The organism is Qipengyuania sp. ABI-127-1 (assembly GCA_022953095.1).
GTDB lineage: Bacteria > Pseudomonadota > Alphaproteobacteria > Sphingomonadales > Sphingomonadaceae > Qipengyuania.
Genome location: JALJCR010000002.1, coordinates 253,745 through 274,084, shown reverse-complemented (window position 1 = coordinate 274,084; position 20,340 = coordinate 253,745). Strand labels below are relative to the sequence as shown.

The window sequence follows — 20,340 nt, the reverse complement described above, 5'->3', positions numbered from 1 at the left end:
CTGTCCTTAGTTATCCACAGGGTGAGTCCAAATGGATTCCCGGTCAAGCACGAAAAACCTCGCACGTGATGGTTAATTTCGGGTTGCTGAGGGAGAACAGAAGGTGTCCGGCACAAGATGTTGAGTCCCTGCGGAATTTTCGGACTCAAGATGGTGCGGTGTGGCGCTGAGGACTCACGCCGCCGGTCAAGCGAACAGCAGCACCGAATTGGCGGCGAAGGCTGCCAGCAACAGTGCGCCCAGCAGCCGCCCGGCCTGTTTGGCAAAAGCGCACAGGCCCACCAGCAGCGCGGCACTGACGACCAGCAACGGCCATTCGATGTCGAGCAGCTCGGCCGGAATCGCGACCGGCGCGATCGCCATGGTGACGCCCCCGATCAGCAGCAGGTTGAAGGCGTTCGAACCGACGACATTGCCCAGCGCCAGACCCGGCTGCCCGCGCCAGGCGGCCGCGATCGAGGCGGCGAGTTCGGGCAGCGAGGTGCCGACCGCGACGACCGTCGCGCCGATCGCCACTTCGCTGACCCCGGCAATGCGAGCGATTTCCACCGCGCCTTCGACCAGTAAATGCCCGCCCGCCACCAGCGCGCCGACGCCCGCCAGAAACAGCGCGATCGCGAGAAGGAGAGCGGTTTGCGGGGCCTCGCCATCATCGCCCTCGACCGCCTCGGTCTTGCGCGGATGGGTCACGCGCCAGAGGATGTAGGCCGCCAGCGCGGCCAGCAAGAAAATGCCGATGCCGACCGAATGCAGGCCCGCATAGGCAATAGCCGCCAGCAGGATCGAGGCGATCAGGCCGACCACCGCGTCGCGCTTGCCCGCGCCGGTCAGCGGGAAGGGAAACAGCAGCGCGACCGCCCCCAGGATCAACAGGCTGTTGGCAATGTTCGAGCCGACGATGTTGCCCCAGGCGATACCCGGCGACCCCATCAGCGCGGCGTCGATGCTCGTAACCAGTTCGGGCATGGAAGTGGCCGCACCGACGATGACCACGCCGGTGACGACCGTGGGCAGTCCCAGGCGCATGGAGATGGCCACAGCGCCGCGCACCAGCAGTTCTCCGCCGACCGTCAGCAAAACGAGCCCGCCGAGAACCATCAAGATCGTCAATGTCATGCCCCGCTCCTAGCCTGCCGCAGCGGCGCCGCAAGCGCTAAAGCAGCGCAAGCTGGGCCACGGGCGCGAAACTGCGGCGGTGGAGCGGCGTGGGGCCGTGTCTGCGCAGCGCCTCCATATGCTCGGCCGTGCCATAGCCCGCATTGCGTTCCCAGCCGTACCGGGGATGTCTTTCGGCCGCTTCGCGCATCACGCGATCGCGGTGCTCCTTCGCGAGGATCGAGGCGGCCCCGATGCACTTTTCCTTGCCATCGCCACCGACGATCGGGCGGGCATCGGGCCAGCGCCAGCCGGGGTTCCGGCCATGCGGGCTCATGTTGCCATCGATCAGTACTTGGTCGGGGTCCCGCCCCAGCACATCGACCAGCCGGGTCACGGCCAGCGTCATCGCCAGCATGGTCGCCTGAAAGATGTTGATCCGGTCGATCTCCTCGGGCTCGATCACGGCCAGCCCCCAGGCGCAGCTTTCCCGAATCTGCGGTTCCAGCAGGCCGCGCTTTTTCGACGAAAGGCGTTTGGAATCGTCCAACCCTTCGGGGCAGGGCTTGCACAGCACCACCGCGACTGCGACTACGGGGCCTGCCAGCGGCCCGCGCCCGGCTTCGTCCACGCCGACGATCAGCGGCGCGGCGCCCAAACCTGTTTCGGGAGTTGCACTCAACATGGCCCACTATCCATCACTCGCCGTCATCCTACCCCTCGCCATCGGTCTCGCAAGCTGCAGCAATGCCGCCAATGTGGATACAGACGGCGCGACGAAGGCGGCGGTCGCCGATACTGGAGAATTCGATGGCACCTTCGCCGTCGCCGAAATGGGCACCTATGACGAACCCTGGGCGGTCACGTTCATTCCGGGCACCGAAATCGTGGTGGTCAGCGAAAAGGCAGGCGGGCTGAAGGGCTACGACGTGGAGGCCGGGAAGGCGTTGTTCTTCACCGGCGCGCCGCAAGTCGACTATGGCGGCCAGGGCGGCATGGGCGATATCGCTTTCCTGCCATCGCAGGCGGGCGACCCCCTGTCGGGCCGCACGATCTATCTGAGCTGGGCCGAAGCCGGGAGCGGTGACACGCGCGGCGCGGTGGTCGGGCGCGGTATGCTGTCCTGCGAAGACCACCAGACCTGCGCGATCGAGGATCTCGCGGTGATCTGGCGGCAGGACAAGGTCACGGGGCGCGGCCACTATTCGCACCGCATCGTCTTCAGCCCCGACGAACAACACATGTTCGTGGCGAGCGGCGACCGGCAGAAGCTCGACCCAGCGCAGGATACTACCAACAACCTCGGCAGTATCGTCCGGCTCAACCTCGACGGCACGCCCGCCAGCGGCAACCCGCTCGCCGGACAAGGTGGCGCATCGCCGGACATCTGGAGCTGGGGCCACCGCAACATCCTCGGCATGGATTTCGATGCGCAGGGACGGCTGTGGGATATGGAACACGGTCCGCGCGGCGGCGATGAACTGAACCTTGTGCGCGAAGGCGCCAATTACGGTTGGCCCAATGTGTCGGACGGCATCCATTACGATGGCGATCCGATCCCCGACAACGACACCAGCGATGCCTATGCGCGACCGGCCATCACCTGGACCCCGGTCATCGCGCCGGGATCGATGATCTTCTATCGCCATGACCTGTTCCCCGGCATGAAGGGCGACGCGCTGATCGCCGGGCTTTCCTCCAATGCCATCGTTCGCGTCGCCATCGACGGCGAGAAGGCGCGCGAGGTGGCCCGGTACCCGATGGACCAGCGCATTCGCGGTGTGGCTCAGGGACCCGATGGCGCGCTGTGGGTGATCGAGGATGGCGAAGGCGGGCGGCTGCTCAAGCTAACACCCGGCTAAGCCGAAATTGATCGACTTGGGCGCTGCGCGCGCCTAATCGGCGCGCCCTATGGCGAGCCTCGTCCCCCTTTCCGCGATCGATCCGGCGCTGGTCGAAGATCTGCTCGACGCAGCTTTCGGTGAGGGGCGCCATGCACGCACCGCCTATCGCATCCGTGAAGGCATGGACTGGCTCGAGGGGCTAAGTTTCGCTGCGCTCGACGACGAGGATTATCTCGCCGGGACGATCCAGCTCTGGCCCGTGGCGCTGACCGACCCGCAGGGCCGCGCGCATCCGATGATCATGGTCGGCCCCGTCGCGGTCATGCCCGGACGGCAGGGTGAAGGCTTCGGCAAGGCGCTCATGGCGGCAAGCCTCGGCGCGATCGATACAGGGTTCGATGATGGCGCGGCGCCGCTGCCGCAGGTCATGATCGGCGATCCCGACTATTACGACCGCTGGGATTTCGTGGCCACCCACACCGGGGGCTGGCACTGCCCCGGCCCGTTCGAGAAGCACCGCCTGCTGGCGCGCACCGGCAATCCGGCGATCCTGCCCGTCGAGGGCATGCTGGGGCCGTGGGTGGGATAGTTTTTTGGTGCGTGCGGTCAGGACATCCGTCCTGACCTTGCTGCGGCACCGTCCCACTCGCCCACCCGGTCACCAAAACAGTATCGTGCCGTGGGTGGGGGAGTGGGCCGGTGCCGCAAGCCTTCGACGGATGTCGAAGGCGCACCCGAAAAAAGACACGGATTGTCTCTCCCACCACCTTCTGCCATCGCTGGCGCCGTGCCTTACACCCCGCCCCCCGAACTCGCCGGACTGTCGCTCGCCCAAATCGCCGAAGCGGTTGCCAAGCGTAAGCTGCCGCCGGTCGAACAGTGGTCACCGGAACATGTCGGCGAGAGCCATATGCACATTGCCGCCGACGGGACGTGGTATCACGAGGGTTCGCCGATCGCGCGCCCGGCCATGGTTCGCGCCTTTGCCGGGCTGCTCAATCGCGAGGAAGACGGCGGCTACTGGCTCGTCGTGCCCTATCAAAAGCTGAGCATCGAGGTAGAAGACGCCTGCTTCATCGCCACCGATGTCAGCGAGACCGAAGGCGATCTCGCCTTTCGGCTGAACACCGATGAGCTGGTGGTGGCCGGGCCTGACCATCCGATCCGGGCGGCGGGCAATGCCGATCGTCCGGCCATCTACGTTCATGTCAGGCGCGGATGCGAAGCGCGGCTCAACCGCTCGACCTATGAACAGCTCGCCCGGATCGCGCTCGAACGCGGTGACGACTGGACGGTGACGAGCAATGGCCAGAGCTTCTCTCTGCTGCCCGCATGAGTGCGATCTTCGACCGCCTGACCCGCTTGTTCGAGCATGGCCACAGCCGCGATATGGCCGATCTGATGTCGGACAGCCGCTTCGCCGATGCCGAACGCACGGCCGACGCCGCCGTGCTGATCGCCGTGACCGAGCAGCCACGTCCCACCGTCCTTCTCACCCAGCGCCCGCGCACCATGCGCGATCATCCCGGCCAGGTCGCCTTTCCCGGCGGTAAGCTCGACCATGGCGAAGATGCGGTGGAGGCGGCGCTGCGCGAAGCATGGGAAGAATTGCATATCGAGCCGGACCAGGTCCGCGTCATCGGCACGACCGATCGCTATCAAACAGGCACCGGGTTCGACATCACCCCGGTACTCGCCACCGTACCGCACGACCTGCCAATTCGCCCCGACCCGCGCGAAGTCGAAAGCTGGTTCGAATGCCCGCTCGACAAGCTGATGGATGCATCGCAATGGGGCCGCAATTCGGTGTTCTGGAAAGGCGCGATGCGCGAATATCTCGAAATGGATCACGAAGGTTACAGGATCTGGGGCGTGACGGCGGCAATCTGCTGGAACCTGTCGCGCCGGATCGCCTGGCTGGAGGCCCGCGAATGAGCACGAGTGCGCGCCTTCCCCGGGCCGCGTGGACACAGCGCGCGAGCCTGGCGAAGCTGGTCGAAGCCTTGGGGGCGCAGAATGTCCGCTGGGTCGGTGGCTGCGTGCGCGATACGCTGTTGGGACACGAGGCGAACGATATCGACGCGGCGACGCGGCACTTGCCCGCGACCGTGATCGATCGCTGCAAGGCTGCCGGCATCCGCACCATCCCCACCGGCATCGATCACGGCACGGTCACCGCAGTCCTCGCCGACGGCAGTGTCGAGATCACGACGCTGCGCCGCGATGTCGCCACCGACGGGCGCCGCGCGACGATTGCCTTCAGCGAGGAATGGCGGGACGACGCCGCGCGGCGCGATTTCACCATCAACGCGCTTTATGCGCATCCCGAAACGCTGGAGATCAGCGACTATTTCGGCGGGCTGGACGATCTCGCCGCGCGGCACGTGCGCTTTATCGGCGATGCCGCGACGCGGATCAGGGAAGATCATTTACGCATCCTGCGTTACTTCCGCTTCGTCACCCGCTTCGGCGATTCCTGGGATGCGGAGGCAACCGACGCCTGCAGCGAACTGGCCGCGACCCTGAAGGGACTGAGCCGAGAGCGGGTCGGTCAGGAATTGCTGAACCTGCTGGCCCTGCCCGATCCTGCGGCGACGCTCGCGAAAATGCGCGAGCTGGGCGTACTCGATCATGTACTGCCGGAAAGCGGCAAACGCGAGGTCGAGCAGCTTGAACGCCTGATCGCTGCCGAAAGACGCGCCGTTATCGGAGCCGATCCCATGCGCCGCTTGGCAGCCCTACTTCCCGCGATTCCGCCAGTGGCCGAAACGGTGGCCGCCCGCCTGCGCCTGTCGCGCAGCCAGCGCAGCCGGTTGGTATGTGTCGCCCGCCGCGAGATGGGTGACGGCGAACACCCGCGCGGACTGGCCTATATGGTCGGCATGGAATGCGCGATCGATCGCCTGTTGATCGGTGGCGCGGATGCGACGCCGATCATGGAATGGGAACCGCCCGTTTTTCCCTTGAAAGGTGGCGAGATCGTCGCGCGCGGTGTGGGCAAGGGGCCGGAAGTCGCGCGCATTCTCCAGCGGATCGAGAACCGATGGGTCGAGGAGCATTTCCCCTCCCGTGACAGGGTGGAGGCTCTGCTCGACGAGGAACTCGCGGCCCGCTGACCACGGGTAATTGCGATCCTTCAGCTTGGCTTAAGGTGCAATGCAGCATAAATGTCACGCGGTTGCAGAAAGATGCGATCCGTGAAATAGAGCGCCGGTTCCCTTGGGGGAACTTGCGGGTGGCGCGGAATACCCACTCTCGCCCGCGTTTTCCAGTTTGATCGGCTCGATCGCGCGTTTCGCGCGTGGGGGAGCCGCGTCGTAAGAATAACAAGTCTTGGAGTTGCATTATGAAATTCGCGAAGCTGGCCGTCGCCGCCATCGCCCTCGCCGCCACCCCCGCCCTGGCCAACGAGCAGGTCGTTGCCGGTGCAGTCGTGACCGGTCCCGAAGGTAATGCCGTGGGCACGATCGTTTCGGTCGAAAACGGCCAGACCGTGCTCGACACCGGCAAGCACAAGGTTCCGCTGGCGGTGGATATGTATGGCCAGGGTGAAGCCGGCCCGACCATCACTGTCACCAAGGCGCAGATCGACGGCATGATCGACGCGCAGCTTGCCGAAGCCGCTGCCAAGCGCGATGCCGCGCTGGTCGTAGGTGCGCAGGCGATGGACGCGGAACACGCGCCGCTCGGCACCGTGCTTGAAATCAACGGCGACAACATCGTGATCGCCCGCGGTGGCGACGAGACCCAGAAGGTCACGCTGCTGCGCGAGCACTTCAGCAGCGGCGAGCATGGCCTGATGGCGCTGCTGACCAATGCGCAGATCGAGGCAGCGATGGCGCAGGCTGCTCCCGCCGCCGACAGCACCGGGGAATAATCCCACTACCCTTGGACGGGTTTACAAAGGCCGGAGGCGAGCAATCGCCTTCGGCTTTTTTAGTTGCGGTTGATGCGCGCGATCAGGACCACTGTCCGGCACGCAAGCCCAAAGTATTAGAATTTATTGTCGCGCGGGAAACCCTGCGGCGGGAGGCGTCCGGCGCCGCCGCGCGCAACCTTCCACTGCCACATTTCACCTTCCGTGCGCGTGCGGTCGCCCTTGCCGCCCATCTGCCAGGACAGGCCCTCTGCGAGCGTGAAGGTGGTCGCATCCGACAGCCCCCCATCGCGATAGTTTTGCAGCTTGACCCCCTGCCCTTTCGACAGAGTCGGCAGTTCTTCGAGGTTGAAAACCACCAGCTTGCGATTGTCGCCCACCACCGCAACATGATCGTGCCCTGCCGCGATTGGCCGGACCACTGCGAGCCGCGCATCGCCCTTCAGATTGACGACCTGTCTGCCCTTGCGTGTTTCGGCCAGCAATTCATCGGTCGTGGTTCCGAAACCCTTGCCGGTGCTCGCGGCGAGCAATAGCCGCTTGCCCTTTTCGTGCACCACCACCGCCACGATCTGCGCGGTCGCATCGATGTCGAGTGTATTCCTCACCGGCTCGCCGAAGCCGCGCGCGCCGGGCAGTTTGTCCGCGCCCAGAGTGAAGAACCGGCCCTTATCGGTCGCCAGCAGCAGCTTGTCCGTGGTCTGGGCGTGAAACACGAAGGCAGGCCCGTCGCCTTCCTTGTATTTGAACTCCTGATCCAGAGGCAGATGCCCCTTGGCCCCGCGGATCCAGCCCTTTTGCGACAGGATCACCGTGACCGGTTCCTTTTCGATCATCGCATCCATGCTGAATTCGACCGCGGGGGCGGCCTCCTCGATCGTCGTGCGTCGGCGGCCGAGATCGGTATCCTTGCCATATTCCTTGTGCAGGGCGTTCAGGTCTCGCTTCAAGCGCGTGCGCTGGCGTGCGGGCGAGCCGAGCAATTTTTCCAGCTCGTCCTGTTCCTTGAGCAGATCGTCCTTCTCGCCGCGAAGTTGCATTTCCTCCAGCTTGCGCAAGCTGCGCAGCCGCATGTTGAGGATCGCCTCCGCCTGCCGGTCGGTGAGCTTGAACTCTTCCATCATCACCGGCTTGGGTTCGTCCTCGGTGCGGATGATTTCGATCACCCGGTCCAGGTTGAGAAAGGCGATAATATAGCCTTCGACCAGTTCCAGCCGCCGCGCGATCTGATCGAGCCGGTGTTGGCTGCGGCGCTGGAGGATGTCGATCTGGCTGGCGATCCAGTGGGTCAGGACTTCCTTCAGCCCCATCACCATCGGCGTGCGTCCCGCATCGAGCACGTTGAGATTGAGGCCGAAGCGCGTTTCGAGATCGGTCAGCTTGTAGAGCGATTCCTTGAGCAGTTCCGGATCGACATTGCGGCTGCGCGGGACGAGCACGATGCGGATATGCTCGTCGCTCTCGTCGCGCACGTCCTCAAGGATCGGCAGCTTCTTGTCGGCGATGGCCTGTGCGATCTGTTCGATCAGCTTGCCCTTGGGAACCTGGTAGGGAATTTCGCTCACCACCAACTGCCATTGCCCGCCGCCCAATCGCTCGATGCCCGCCTCGCGATCCTCGGCCTTTTCTGCTTCGGCAGCGTGGAACCGGCCCCGCACGCGGAAGCTCCCGCGCCCGGTCTCGTAGGCATGGCTGATCGTCTCGGCGCTTTCGGCTACGATCCCGCCGGTGGCAAAGTCCGGCCCCTTGAACAGTTCCATCAGCCGTGCGTGATCGACATGCGGATTGTCGATCACTTCCAGCGTCGCATCGACGATTTCGGCAACATTGTGCGAAGGGATGTTGGTCGCCATGCCCACGGCAATCCCGCTCGCGCCATTGGCGAGCAGGTTGGGGAAGAGACCCGGCATGATCTCCGGCTCTTCCTCCTCGTTATTGTAGGTCGGGATGAAGTCGACCGTACCGGCGTCGAGGCCCTCCATCAGGCGCATCGCCGTCTTGGTCAGGCGCGCTTCGGTGTAGCGGTAGGCAGCGGCGTTATCGCCGTCGATATTGCCGAAATTGCCCTGCCCTTCCACCAGCGGATAACGCAGCGCGAAATCCTGCGCGAGGCGGACCATCGCATCATAGGCAGCCGTATCGCCATGCGGATGGTACTTACCGATGACTTCCCCGACCACACGGGCCGATTTCTTGAAGCCGCTCGTGGGATCGAGCTTTAGCTGGCGCATCGTCCACAAAAGGCGGCGATGGACCGGCTTCAACCCGTCGCGAAGATCAGGCAGCGAACGGGCGGTAATCGTCGAGAGCGCATAGACGAGGTAGCGTTCGGACAACGCGCTGTCGAAAGGCGCGTCGACAATCGTGTCGAACGGATCGGAATCGGGAATATCGGTCACATCGGCCATTCGACCTCCCTAGCAAGGCGCTCGGCCCTGCGGGAGACCGCTGAGCAAAAAGCGGCGCTTAATCCTCACCTCTTTTCAGACCGGCTATGTCTTCGCGCAGGCCCTTGAGCTCCCGCAGGATCTCCTCGCGTTCGTCATGCGCTTCGTCTTCGGTTGCCTCCGCCATCGCGTTGACGATCACACCGATGAAAAGGTTGAGGACGATGAAGCTGGTCAGAAGGATGAAGGGCACGAAAAAGGCCCAGGCGTAGGGGAAAACCTCCATCACCGGCCGCACGATGCCCATCGACCAGCTTTCCAACGTCATGATCTGGAACAAGGAATAGAGCGAAGCGCCCAGAGTGCCGAACCATTCAGGGAACTCACCACCGAACAGCTTCGTCGCCATTACCCCACTGATGTAGAATAGGAGCAGCAGCATTACGATGACCGTTCCGATGCTGGGAATGGCGCTGAACAATCCGATGATGACCTTGCGCATGCTCGGCACCACCGAAATCAGGCGCAGCGCCCGCAGGATACGCAGCGCACGCAGGACCGAGAATGCGCCCGCTGCCGGCATGAGCGCGACAGTCACGATGGCAAAGTCGAACACATTCCAGCCATTGCGGAAGAAGCGCCAGCCATAGGCGAAGAGCTTGAGCGTCAGCTCGACCACGAAAATGCCGAGCGCAATCGCATCGAGCGCCACGATAACGGACCCGAACCGCGCCATAATCGCAGGTGAGGTCTCCAGGCCGAGCCCGATCGCATTGATGACGATAACCGCGATGATGAAACGCTCGAACGCGCGTGTCTCGACCAGCTGGCGCACCTTATCGCGCAGGCTCATTTTCTTACACTCCAGATAGGAAACAGGCCGGATCGCGCGGCCATCTTCGACCCGCCCTACCACCGCCACGCCTCGGCTGTCACGGCGGAACGTGCGCTGCGCGCCAACCGTTGAACAGGCAACAAGAAATCAAGGAGTTGCACTATGACAAAGCGCGTAATGATCCTCGCCACCAATGGCTTCGAACAATCGGAGCTGATGAAGCCAAAGGCCAACCTTGCGAACGCCGGTATCGAGACCGAAATCGTCAGTCTCGAGAGTGGCGAAATCAAGGGCTGGAAGGATAACGGTTGGGGCGAAAGCGTCGCAGTCGACAAGACCGTGGACGATGTGTCGAGCTGCGAAGGCTATGATGCACTGTTGCTCCCCGGTGGACAGATGAACCCCGATATTCTCCGCATGAACGAGCGCGCCGTCGCCATCGTCCGCGAATTCGGCATGGCGGACAAGCCGATTGCCGCGATTTGCCACGCACCCTGGCTGCTGGCCGAGGCAGGTCTGATCGACGGCAAGACCGTAACCGGCTGGCCCTCGATCCGCACCGATCTTAAGAATGCGGGCGCGAAGGTGGTAGACCAGGAAGTTGCCACCGATGGTAACCTCATCACCAGCCGCAATCCCGACGATATTCCAGCCTTCACCAAGGCGCTGATCGAAATGCTGGGCGAAAGCGTCGACAAGCGCGAGCTCGAAACCGCCTAAACGGCTGAAAACGCTTCACAGCGAGAGCCCCGTCGCAGCAATGCGGCGGGGCTTTTTGCGTGAAGCGCACTCGCGGATTTCTCCATCGCTGGCTTGCGCGAACATGTTACGCTGTAACATTGATACAAAACGCGTTTCGGCTGTGTTAATATTGTGGCGAAAATAAGGCGGAACTGGGACGGGTGAGGGAAGAGGAGAAAATCATGAGGATACGTTTGCTTTCAGGGTCCGCTTCAATGCTGGTTCTGGCTGCGTGCAGCGGCGGCGAGAGCGATACCGTCGAACGCGTGTCGACGATGGATATCGAAGCAGCGGATGCGGCCAGCTATGAAATGGCTGCACCGCCTCCCCCTCCGGCGATGGCCTCCCAGGCCGCCGAGGGTGAGGCTAGCGACACCATCTCCGGCGGCGGCGAAATCCCGGTCGGCACGCCGCAGGTGGCTTATCGCTATGCCTATGGTTTCCGTCTGCCCTCCGATGCGATCCGACCTTTACAGGAACGTCACGCCGATATGTGCGAAGCGAAGGGTGCCGAGGTCTGCCGCATCATCTCGATGGACCAGGCGGAGAACGAGGGCGACTATGCCTATGGCAGCCTGACGCTGGCCGTACGCGCCCGCGATGCACGCACATTCGGCAAGGAACTTGCCAATGCGAGCGGCAAGGTCGATGGCAAGCTCGTTTCCTCCTCGATCGAGGGCGAGGACCTGTCCAAACGCATCGTCGATACAGAAGCACGGTTGCGGGCACGCACCGTGCTGCGGGACCGGCTGATGGATGTTCTGCGTAATCGCCGCGGGACCGTTTCTGAATTGGTAGCAGCGGAGCGCGGCGTGGCGCAGGTCAATGAAGAGATCGACCAGGCGCAAAGCTGGCTGGCAGAAATGCGCGGACGCGTTGCCTATTCGAACATGAGCGTGACCTATGAAAGCGGCAAACCGGCTATTGGCGGTTTCGCCCAGCCGATCCGCAATGCGTGGAACTCGCTGGGCGGCATCTTCGGTACGATGATCAGCATACTGATCGTTCTGCTCGCCGTCCTTGTCCCGCTGGGGCTGCTGGCGTGGCTGGGCGGCAAAGTCTGGCGGCGTTTCGGCCTGTCAACCGGAATTGGAGCCGGCTGGACAAAGCCGGAGAACACCGAAACCTCCTAGAACCCCCGCATATCGTGGCTCGTCGCGGGGATGCGCACGGTTAGGCCGTCCATTTCTGCCGTTAGCATTATCTGGCAGGACAGACGGCTCGTGCGCGCGACACCGGCGGCGAGGTCGAGCATGTCCTCTTCCTCCTCGCTCGCTTCCTTGAGCCGGTCGAACCATTCGGGGGCCACGACAACATGGCAGGTGGAGCAGGCCATCTGGCCCTCGCAGGTTCCCTCCAGCGGGAGGCCCGCCCCTTGCGCGACACGCAGCAGATTGTCGCCCGGCTCGGCCTCGGCAGTGACGGTTTCGCCCTGCGCAGTTTCGAATTCGATTCTCACAACCCTTGCGCCTTCGCAGCCGCGTTGATCTTGCTCGCGGCCTCCTCGATCTCTTCCAACGTGGTATAGCGCCCGAAGCCCAGGCGGATCGAGCTTTTCGCCTGCCTGTCCGAAAGACCGATCGCCTTGAGCACATGGCTCGGGCGGCCCGAACCGCTGGCGCAGGCCGATCCGGCGGAAAACATCACGTCGCGCACATCGCTCATCAGCCGGGCGACGTCGAGGCCATCGCGGCGGATGTTGAAGTTACCGTGCCAGCGCGCCTCCTCGCTGCCGTTGAGCGTCCAGCCCGCGAACATCTCGCGCGCCCGGCTCCAGAGTTTTTCGACATGCTCGCGGTCCTGCTCCATGCGGTCTTTCGCCTCTGCCGCCGCCGCACCCATGCCCGCGATGAGCGCAGGCGAGAGCGTGCCCGAGCGCAGGCCGAATTCCTGCCCGCCGCCGGTCTGGACCTCGTGCAGATCGAGCCCGCCACGCACCCACAACGCACCGACGCCCTTGGGGCCGTGGAACTTGTGCGCCGAGATCGCGATCATATCCGCGCCGGTCAGCTCGATCCTGCCATAGGCCTGTACCGCATCGCACAGGAACAGCGCGCCCGCTCCCTTGGCTTTGCGGTGCCATTCGATGGTCGGCTGGATGGTGCCGATCTCGTTATTGACCTGCATGACGCAGACCAGCCGCGTGTCGGCCGGAAGGTCCTGCTTCGTATTGCACTGGCCGGTATTGGCGACGTTGAGCACATGGCTTTTACCCGCGTCCTGCGCGGTATCGCCGACCGCCGAATGCTCGATCGCAGAGTAAGAGACCGTGCCGCCCCGTCCGGAGCCGCGAATGGCGAGATTGAGCGCCTCGGTCGCACCGCCGGTGAAGATCACGCGGCCATTGGGCGGGAACAGCGCGGCGACCTGGTCGCGCGCCAGCTCGATCGCGGCCTTTGCCTGACGGCCCATCCGGTGCGCCGAATGCGGATTGCCGAAACCGGTGCCGCCCGGCCCGTCGAGCCAGCGCAGCATCGCATCGCGCGCCTCGGGCGCGAGCGGGGTGGTGGCCTGGTAGTCGAGATAGATCATGCCCCCTGCCCCGGCACCCGGACAGCCGGGTGACGAAGGTGACACCGTGTCACCCATGAAGAACCGCAAAGACTTTCTTCAATTACAGTGTGTTGCAAAAATCCGCAGTGAGTGACACTTGCAGGGTGGGCCGGGGGGGCTGTCGGTTCGAACATGGCGCAGAACCTGCCGTGCAAATGTCGAGTAGGAAAGCGGAATATTCATCGCCGTCACTCAGCCCCGGCATCGCGCCGACGCGGCTGCCCGGAGGGAATGCCAACACCGCGGCGCGGGATCAGCGCCCGGCGAGCCAGCGCAGCATGGCATCGCGCGCCTCCGGGAAGGCGGAGTGATGGCCTGATAATCGAGATAGATCATGACGGTGCCCCCACGCCGTCATCCCGGACTCGCCCCCACGCCGTCATCCCGGACTTGATCCGGGATCGGGCTCACTTGGCGAGGCTTGCCAAAAGCAAAGCACCAGCCCCGGATCAGGTCCGGGGCGACGAGACAGAAACACCTGGCAAAACTCATGACCTAGCCAACTCGAGCCACACTTCGCAAAAGCGCTCCACATCGGCGCGGGTCGTGTTCCAGCCGACCGAGACGCGGATCGTGTTCGCGGCGATTTCGGGCTCGACCTGCATCGCGTCGAGCACACGGCTGGTCTTCATCGTCCCGCTGGAACAGGCGCTACCCTGGGATACGGCGATCCCGGCCATGTCGAAGCGCATGACCTGCGCCGTGGCGCTCATATTGGGCATGGCGACGGCGCGGATATAGGGTGTGGGATCGGCAAGGCGGTCGGAAAGCCATGTGCCACCGATGTCGCGGCATGTCGCCGACAGCTCGTTGAGCCGAGCGAGGATATGGGGATCGAGGAAGGGCTGGTCGCAGGCCTCCAGCGCCGCCGCCATGGCCAGCACGCCGGGCATGTTCTCGGTCCCGCGCCGGTAGCCGCGCTCCTGCCCGCCCGATGGCGACAGCATGGCGTAATCCCGCACCAGCAGCGCACCCACGCCGATCGGCCCGCCGAACTTGTGCGCGGCGAGGACCGCCATATCGCATGGCGCCAGCGGCATCTTGCCTGCGCCTTGCGCGCAATCGGCGAGGAGCAGGCCGCCCGCCTGGTGGACGATGCCCGCAATGGCGGCCAGGTCCTGCCGATTGCCGGTTTCCGAATTGACCTGCTGGACGGCGACAAGCGGCGTTTCGCGCTGCACCGCTTCGCACAGAATATCGAGGTCGAGCGCGCCATCGCTGCGTACCGGCAAACGCTCGGCATCGGGCACGGCCTGCAACATGCAATCGTGCTCCACTGTGGAGACCAGCCGGGCACCCGCCTTGGCATGCCGCAGCGCCAGCGCTGCCGCCTCGCTCGCACCCGAAGTGAAGATCACTTCCCCCTCCCAACCGAGTGCCGCCCTTACCCGTTCGCGTGCGTCCTCCAGAAGCTTGCGTGCTTTGCGCCCCTGCGCGTGCGGACTGCTGGGATTCGCCCATTGGTCGAACCCCTCCTCCATCGCTGTGCGCGCTTCGGGACGCAGCGGCATGGTGGCGGCATGGTCGAGATAGATACGGTCTGGGATGATACGGTCTCGAAATGATTGCGATTTGGGCAATAAACCCTATATAGCGCGCAACCTCGCGCAAGTCCTGATCGGGCACCGCGCCCATGAAAATTTCGACCAGGGTATACCTCCCATGCCGACCGTGATCTTTCCCGGCCCCGAAGGCCGCCTCGAAGGCCGTTTCTCCCCCGCTCCGCGCCCCCGCGCACCCGTGGCGATGATTCTCCACCCGCACCCGCAAGGTGGCGGAACGATGAACGAGCAAATGACCCAGCGGCTGTACAAGACCTTCGTCAATCGCGGGTTTGCCACGCTGCGCTTCAATTTCCGCGGCGTCGGTCGCAGCCAGGGCAGCTTCGACAACGGTATCGGCGAACTTTCCGATGCGGCCAGTGCGCTCGACTGGGTGCAGCAGGTCCACCCCGAAGCGCAGGTGACCTGGGTCGCCGGCGTCAGCTTCGGCGCGCTGATCGGCATGCAATTGCTGATGCGCCGCCCCGAGATCCGCGGCTGGATCAGCATCGGCGCACCCGCGAGCATGTATGACTTCTCGTTCCTCGCCCCCTGCCCGGCCAGCGGCATCTTCATCCACGGCGCGCAGGATACGGTGGTTCAGCCGCAGGCGGTGACCAAGCTGGTCGAGAAGCTGCGCACGCAGAAGCACATCACCGTGCATCACGAAGAAATTCCGCGCGCAAACCACTTCTTCGAAAACGAGCAGGAAGAGCTGATGAAGTCGGTCGACAACTATCTCGACTTCCGCCTCGACCCGAGTTGTCCGATCACGTGATGGCCTAGACGCACCAGCCCGATGGGCGGCGTCTCCCATTGATTCCAATTTTCGACCCCGCCTCTACGGGTTCGTCGCTGCTGGATATGCAGCACGCTGCACCCGGCACGACGAAAACGCATTGCGATCTGCAACGCGAAACTTCTTGCCTCGGCATTGTTACGTTGTAACATTCCTGAGACGAGGAGTCGGGTCGCCGTCTCCCGCATTGGAGGAGGATGAAACCATGTCTTACGTGGATCAAACGCGCAGGCCCTCGCCCGCCGGAATGGCCGCCGTTATCGGTGTGCATGCTGCGGTTGGCGCCTTGCTTGTCACCGGCCTTACGGTAACCGGCACCTTGCCGCAGATCGTCAACAAGATCGGCGCGACCAATATTCCTGTCGAGCCGCCACCGCCGCCCAAGCCAGCAGATCCAGTCGAGGCGAAACCGGCCGAACCGACCCAGCCACTGGTTCACATTCCCCGGCAGAAGCTGAACCTGAAGCCGGTCGAACCGACGATTCCCTCGACCCCGCTGGTTTTCCCGCCACTTCCCAAGCCTTCGCCGGGCCTCGGCGTGGAGATTCCAAAGCCGACGCCGCAGCCGAGCTTCGATCCAGTCGGCGCGAGGCCGAAGAACGATCCCGGCGCGTGGCTGTCGAATAATGATTATCGCCCGGTCTGGATCAGGAAGGAACTTACCGGCCTGGCCACCTTCCGACTGGAAATCGCCGCCAATGGCCGCGTCACCGGATGCGCTGTCACCGGCTCGACCGGTCATAACGAGCTCGACGCGGCCACCTGCCGTCTGGTCAGCAAGCGCGCCCGTTTCGAGCCTGCGCGCGGCGGCAATGGCGAGGCGGTGGCAGGCAGTTACACCGGATCGGTGCTCTGGCAGTTGCCCGAGTAAGCCGCAGCTAGCGGGCGCCCTGCTCGAGCCTGTCGAGCGGGGCTTCGCCGCCCGCATCGGGCAGCGTCCAGATCGCGACATTCATCAGCGCGACTGCGGCGAGCAGCACCATCAGCAGCGCATTTTTCACATTGCCCGTGCGGCGCCATAGGAAGAAGGCGCCGATAATCAGCAGGATCGCGGCAAGGACGGTGATGGAGAGCACGGTATCGAGCATGCACGTCGCCATACGCAGCTTGCACGGTATTTGACAGCCCTGCGCGTGCGAAGCACACCCGTGGGCATGACCATTGCCAGCACAGCCATCACCCGTCGCCAAGCCCTTGCCGGTCTCGGCGCGACCTCCGCCCTCGCACTTTCCGGATGCGCCGCCACGGCCCGGCCGGAGGCCATATCGCAGGCGCGCTCGATCGGGGCGCAGCGTCTGCTCGAGGTCGTGGGGTATAACCTGCTCGAACACGAACCCGAACGCGCGACGGCGCTGGGAGTCGACACCGGGCGATATGCTTACCTGCGCGGCAGGCTCGAGGACCAATCGCCTGTGGGGCAGGAAGCCTATGCCGCGACATTGCGGCAAGATCTCGCCCGTGTCCGCGCTTACTCGCGCGAAGGACTCGACAGCGACACGCTGACCAGTCTCGACGTGGTCGAAAGCGCCTACGACCTCGCGCTCGACGGCTTTGCCCTGCCCTATGGCGATACACCCGTCGGCAACTGGCGTACCGCACCCTATGTCGTGATTCAGAATGTCGGCGAGTATCTCGCCCTGCCACGGTTCATGCAATCGAACCACAAGGTCGAAAATGGCGACGATGCCGATGCCTATATCGAACGGATGGAACAGATGCCCGCGGTGTTCGATGGTGAACTTGCACGCATTCGCGCGGCCCGGGGCATGGGCGTGGTGCCGCCTTCCTTCCTGCTCGACAAGGCGCTTCGCCAGATGGAACAGACCATCGCCAGCGCCGGAAAGGGCGAGCTTTTCGCAGACGATCTGCGCGCGAAGCTGGCGGCCAAGGGCATGCCGGAAAGCCACGCCAACCGCGCGGCGATCCTCGAAGCCGGGCCGATCGCCGAAGCGCTGACCCGCCAGCTCGAAGAACTACGCGCCGAGCGAGCTGTGGCGACGGACGATCCGGGCATATCCGCGCGCGCCCATGGCGATGCATTCTATGACTGGGCGCTGCGGTCGAGCACGACCACCCGCCTGACCCCCGACGAGGTGCATCGCCAGGGTCTGGAGGAACTCGATGCGCTGCATGCGCGCATGGACCCGATCCTGCGCGATATCGGCTATACCAGCGGTACGGTTGGCGAGCGCATGCAGGCTCTGTCGCAGGACCCGCGTTACCAGTTCGCCAAGGGCGATCCGGGGCGCGCGGAGATCATGGATTTCATCGCCGAGCGGGTAGACTGGATCAAGGCGCAGATGCCGCGTGCTTTCAACACGCTGGTCGATCCGAACATGGAGGTGCGCCGCATTCCGCCCGCCGAGGAAGTCGGCGCGCCGGGCGCCTATGGCGGCGCGGGGAGCAAGGACGGGACGATCCCGGGCCGCTTCTGGATCAACCTGAGGACCACGGATCTGCACCGCAAATACGACCTAGCCGATCTGACCTATCACGAGACCATTCCGGGCCATGTGTGGGAGGGCGAATATTCGAACCGCCTGCCGCTGATCCGCTCGATCCTCGCCTTCAATCCGTTCAGTGAAGGCTGGGCGCTCTATGGCGAGCAACTGGCCGACGAGCTGGGCGCTTATGACGATTTCACCGTCGGTCGGCTGGGATATTTGCAGAGCCTCGCCTTCCGCGCCTGCCGGATGGTAGTCGACACTGGCCTCCACGCCAAGGGCTGGAGCCGTGCCAAGGCGGTCGATTTCTTCGTCACCCGCAATGGCAGCAAACCGGCCGAGGTGGAGAGCGAGGTCGACCGCTATTGCAGCTGGCCGGGCCAGGCGACCGGCTACAAGCTCGGCCACAGCCGCATCGTCGACCAACGCGCCCGCGCACAGCGCGAATTGGGCGCAGCCTATGACTTCAAGGCGTTCAACGACGCCGTGGTGCTGGGTGGTAATGTCCCCATGGACGTTCTGGAGAAGAATGTAGGCCGCTATATTGCAAAGAATTGGGGCTAGACTGCATATTGAGACTTCAACCGTAATAATCATCATGCAATGGTCGACCTGATTGGATTTCAGGGGTCGATTTGATGAAAAGGGTTCTACTTCTCCTTGCGAGCTTGGTCTTCGCGTTTCCCGCGCAAGCCGATTGGTATGCGGCGGAATCGGACCATTTCGTCGTCTATGCGGACGATCGCTGGCAAGACGTGCAGGAATTCGGCGAAGCACTGGAGCGCTATCACGCCGCCTTGAATGTGTTGAACATACGAGAAGACACGAAACCCAGCCCCTCCAACCGCGTGACGATTTTCGTGGTCGGCAGCGAGAACAAGGTCCGCAAACTCCTTGGCGAGGGCGCGAACAATGTTGCGGGTTTCTATTTCTCGCGTGCCGGCGCTTCGCGAGCATTCGTGCCCGATATCCGTATGCACAAGCGGCGGACGGATTTTTCGGTCACCATTTTGCTGCATGAATATGCGCACCATTACCTTATGTCGAATTCGCCCTATGCGTTGCCGCGCTGGGTCAACGAAGGTGCGGCGGAATTCTATGCATCGGCGAAGTTCGAAAAAGATGGCGGTATCTCAATCGGCGGTCCGGCTCGTCATCGGGCCGGCGAACTGTTCCACGCCAAGGATGTCAGCGTTCGCGAACTGATCGATCCGGAACTCTACAGAAAGAACCGCAGCAAGCGATACGACGCCTTTTACGGTCGCGCCTGGCTGCTGTACCATTACCTCTATTTCGCTGAAGATCGCCGCGGGCAACTTGGGCAGTACCTCGTCGCGATCACGCGTGGCACCGACCAGGTCGAGGCGGCCAACCAGGCCTTCGGCGATTTCGACGAGCTTCAGAAAGACCTCGACCGTTACCTCCGTCAGCGCAGAATGAAGGTGTGGAATCTAGGGGCCGATGCGCTCGAGACCGCTCCGGTCCGGGTGCGCAAGCTGTCAGAAGGCGAAGGGGAGGTTATGCCGTTCCGCATTCGTTTGCAGCGCGGCGTGACGCGGGAAGACGCGCTCGAACTACTGCCCGACCTGCGCGAGGTCGCCGCCGAATTCCCGGACGATCAAGCAGTGCTCGCGACGCTGGCGGAAGCCGAATTCGACGCTGGCAATTACGATCGCGCCGTGGCTGTCGCCGATGCCGCGCTGGCAATCGATCCAGCGGTAAAGAACGCACTGATCCAGAAAGGCTACGCGCTTTTCGCAAAAGCCGAGGACGCCGAAGATCCGGATGCTGCCTACGGGGTGGCAATGCAGCCCTTCTCCGCCCTCAACAGGATCGAGCAGGATCATCCGATACCGCTGATCTATTACTACCGCAGCTTCGTCGAGCGCGGCGTGGAACCGAATGAAACCGCCCGACATGCGCTTGAGCGCGCCTCACAACTTGCGCTGTTCGACCAAGGCCTCGCCATGAACAAGGGGCTCATGCAGGCCAGCGAGGGCAAGATCGCCATCGCCCGCAGCAGCCTCGATCCGGTGGCGGCCAATCCGCATGGTGGCGAACTCGCGCGCGTCGCGCAATTCTATCTAGACGAGCTGGCCGAGGTCGCGGAGGGCACTAAATGGCGCCCTGGCCCGATGGCCGACCCGACCGGCACACTCGAGGCGATTGCCGACGACACTGCAGGAGAGGATGAAGAGAGCGAAGGCCCGAGCACGTAAGAGCA

20 protein-coding genes are annotated in these 20,340 nt (G+C 63.7%); 12 read left to right on the top strand and 8 right to left on the bottom strand.

Features of this window, described 5'->3' with window-relative positions; genetic code table 11:
• Positions 1-186: 186 nt before the first annotated feature.
• Both MUY37_RS10765 and rnhB read right to left on the bottom strand, forming a co-directional pair.
• Complete coding sequence (locus MUY37_RS10765) at positions 187-1,116, bottom strand: calcium/sodium antiporter (RefSeq protein WP_499195367.1); 930 nt, start codon at positions 1,114-1,116, stop codon at positions 187-189.
• Positions 1,117-1,153: 37 nt separating this feature from the next.
• Entirely contained in the window at positions 1,154-1,780 is a 627-nt protein-coding gene (gene rnhB / locus MUY37_RS10760; protein ID WP_499195366.1) for a ribonuclease HII, read from the bottom strand.
• On the opposite strand from rnhB, the gene MUY37_RS10755 reads away from it, so the two are divergent.
• From MUY37_RS10755 to MUY37_RS10730, 6 genes are all read left to right on the top strand, one after another.
• Complete coding sequence (locus MUY37_RS10755) at positions 1,779-2,957, top strand: PQQ-dependent sugar dehydrogenase (RefSeq protein ID WP_499195365.1); 1,179 nt, start codon at positions 1,779-1,781, stop codon at positions 2,955-2,957. The genes rnhB and MUY37_RS10755 overlap by 2 nt on opposite strands.
• Positions 2,958-3,006: 49 nt before the next feature.
• Positions 3,007-3,528 (top strand): GNAT family N-acetyltransferase, encoded by a 522-nt coding sequence (locus MUY37_RS10750; protein ID WP_499195364.1) that lies wholly within the window; start codon positions 3,007-3,009, stop codon positions 3,526-3,528.
• A 198-nt stretch (positions 3,529-3,726) separates the two neighbouring features.
• Positions 3,727-4,275, top strand: a complete 549-nt coding sequence (locus MUY37_RS10745) for a DUF1285 domain-containing protein (protein ID WP_499195715.1) — start codon at positions 3,727-3,729, stop codon at positions 4,273-4,275.
• Entirely contained in the window at positions 4,272-4,874 is a 603-nt protein-coding gene (locus tag MUY37_RS10740; protein ID WP_499195363.1) for a CoA pyrophosphatase, read from the top strand. Before MUY37_RS10745 ends, MUY37_RS10740 begins: the two co-directional genes overlap by 4 nt.
• Entirely contained in the window at positions 4,871-6,055 is a 1,185-nt protein-coding gene (locus MUY37_RS10735) for a CCA tRNA nucleotidyltransferase (RefSeq protein ID WP_499195362.1), read from the top strand. Before MUY37_RS10740 ends, MUY37_RS10735 begins: the two co-directional genes overlap by 4 nt.
• A gap of 230 nt (positions 6,056-6,285) precedes the next feature.
• Positions 6,286-6,816, top strand: a complete 531-nt coding sequence (locus MUY37_RS10730; protein ID WP_499195361.1) for a hypothetical protein — start codon at positions 6,286-6,288, stop codon at positions 6,814-6,816.
• A 116-nt stretch (positions 6,817-6,932) separates the two neighbouring features.
• Here the strand turns inward: MUY37_RS10730 and parC are convergent, their stop codons facing one another.
• Together parC and MUY37_RS10720 are read right to left on the bottom strand one after the other, a co-directional pair.
• Positions 6,933-9,224, bottom strand: a complete 2,292-nt coding sequence (gene parC / locus MUY37_RS10725; RefSeq protein WP_499195360.1) for a DNA topoisomerase IV subunit A — start codon at positions 9,222-9,224, stop codon at positions 6,933-6,935.
• 58 nt (positions 9,225-9,282) lie between these two features.
• Positions 9,283-10,056, bottom strand: a complete 774-nt coding sequence (locus MUY37_RS10720) for an ion transporter (protein WP_499195359.1) — start codon at positions 10,054-10,056, stop codon at positions 9,283-9,285.
• 144 nt (positions 10,057-10,200) lie between these two features.
• Here MUY37_RS10720 and MUY37_RS10715 point away from each other — a divergent pair, with 144 nt between their 5' ends.
• A complete protein-coding gene (locus tag MUY37_RS10715; RefSeq protein ID WP_499195358.1) occupies positions 10,201-10,758 on the top strand; it encodes a type 1 glutamine amidotransferase domain-containing protein in 558 nt (185 codons plus the stop codon).
• A 203-nt stretch (positions 10,759-10,961) separates the two neighbouring features.
• On the top strand, positions 10,962-11,912 hold the full coding sequence (locus tag MUY37_RS10710) for a DUF4349 domain-containing protein (RefSeq protein WP_499195357.1): 951 nt from the start codon (positions 10,962-10,964) through the stop codon (positions 11,910-11,912).
• On the opposite strand, the gene MUY37_RS10705 is transcribed toward MUY37_RS10710, so the two are convergent.
• From MUY37_RS10705 to MUY37_RS10695, 3 genes are all read right to left on the bottom strand, one after another.
• Positions 11,909-12,238 (bottom strand): 2Fe-2S iron-sulfur cluster-binding protein, encoded by a 330-nt coding sequence (locus MUY37_RS10705; protein ID WP_499195356.1) that lies wholly within the window; start codon positions 12,236-12,238, stop codon positions 11,909-11,911. The two genes, MUY37_RS10710 and MUY37_RS10705, sit on opposite strands and share 4 nt — an antisense overlap.
• Positions 12,235-13,311, bottom strand: coding sequence for a cysteine desulfurase family protein (locus MUY37_RS10700; protein ID WP_499195355.1), 1,077 nt, complete (start codon positions 13,309-13,311; stop codon positions 12,235-12,237). Before MUY37_RS10700 ends, MUY37_RS10705 begins: the two co-directional genes overlap by 4 nt.
• A 509-nt stretch (positions 13,312-13,820) precedes the next feature.
• Complete coding sequence (locus tag MUY37_RS10695; RefSeq protein WP_499195354.1) at positions 13,821-14,912, bottom strand: cysteine desulfurase family protein; 1,092 nt, start codon at positions 14,910-14,912, stop codon at positions 13,821-13,823.
• A gap of 82 nt (positions 14,913-14,994) precedes the next feature.
• Here MUY37_RS10695 and MUY37_RS10690 point away from each other — a divergent pair, with 82 nt between their 5' ends.
• Complete coding sequence (locus MUY37_RS10690) at positions 14,995-15,651, top strand: alpha/beta hydrolase (protein WP_115417831.1); 657 nt, start codon at positions 14,995-14,997, stop codon at positions 15,649-15,651.
• Between the two features lie 226 nt (positions 15,652-15,877).
• Positions 15,878-16,543, top strand: coding sequence for an energy transducer TonB (locus MUY37_RS10685; RefSeq protein WP_499195353.1), 666 nt, complete (start codon positions 15,878-15,880; stop codon positions 16,541-16,543).
• 7 nt (positions 16,544-16,550) lie between these two features.
• Here the strand turns inward: MUY37_RS10685 and MUY37_RS10680 are convergent, their stop codons facing one another.
• Positions 16,551-16,760 carry a hypothetical protein gene (locus tag MUY37_RS10680; RefSeq protein ID WP_499195352.1) on the bottom strand — a complete coding sequence of 70 codons (210 nt, stop codon included), beginning with the start codon at positions 16,758-16,760 and terminating at the stop codon, positions 16,551-16,553.
• Between the two features lie 66 nt (positions 16,761-16,826).
• Between MUY37_RS10680 and MUY37_RS10675 the strand changes: the two genes are divergently transcribed.
• Positions 16,827-18,680, top strand: a complete 1,854-nt coding sequence (locus MUY37_RS10675) for a DUF885 domain-containing protein (RefSeq protein WP_499195351.1) — start codon at positions 16,827-16,829, stop codon at positions 18,678-18,680.
• A 74-nt stretch (positions 18,681-18,754) separates the two neighbouring features.
• A complete protein-coding gene (locus MUY37_RS10670) occupies positions 18,755-20,335 on the top strand; it encodes a tetratricopeptide repeat protein (RefSeq protein WP_499195350.1) in 1,581 nt (526 codons plus the stop codon).
• Positions 20,336-20,340: the final 5 nt, after the last annotated feature.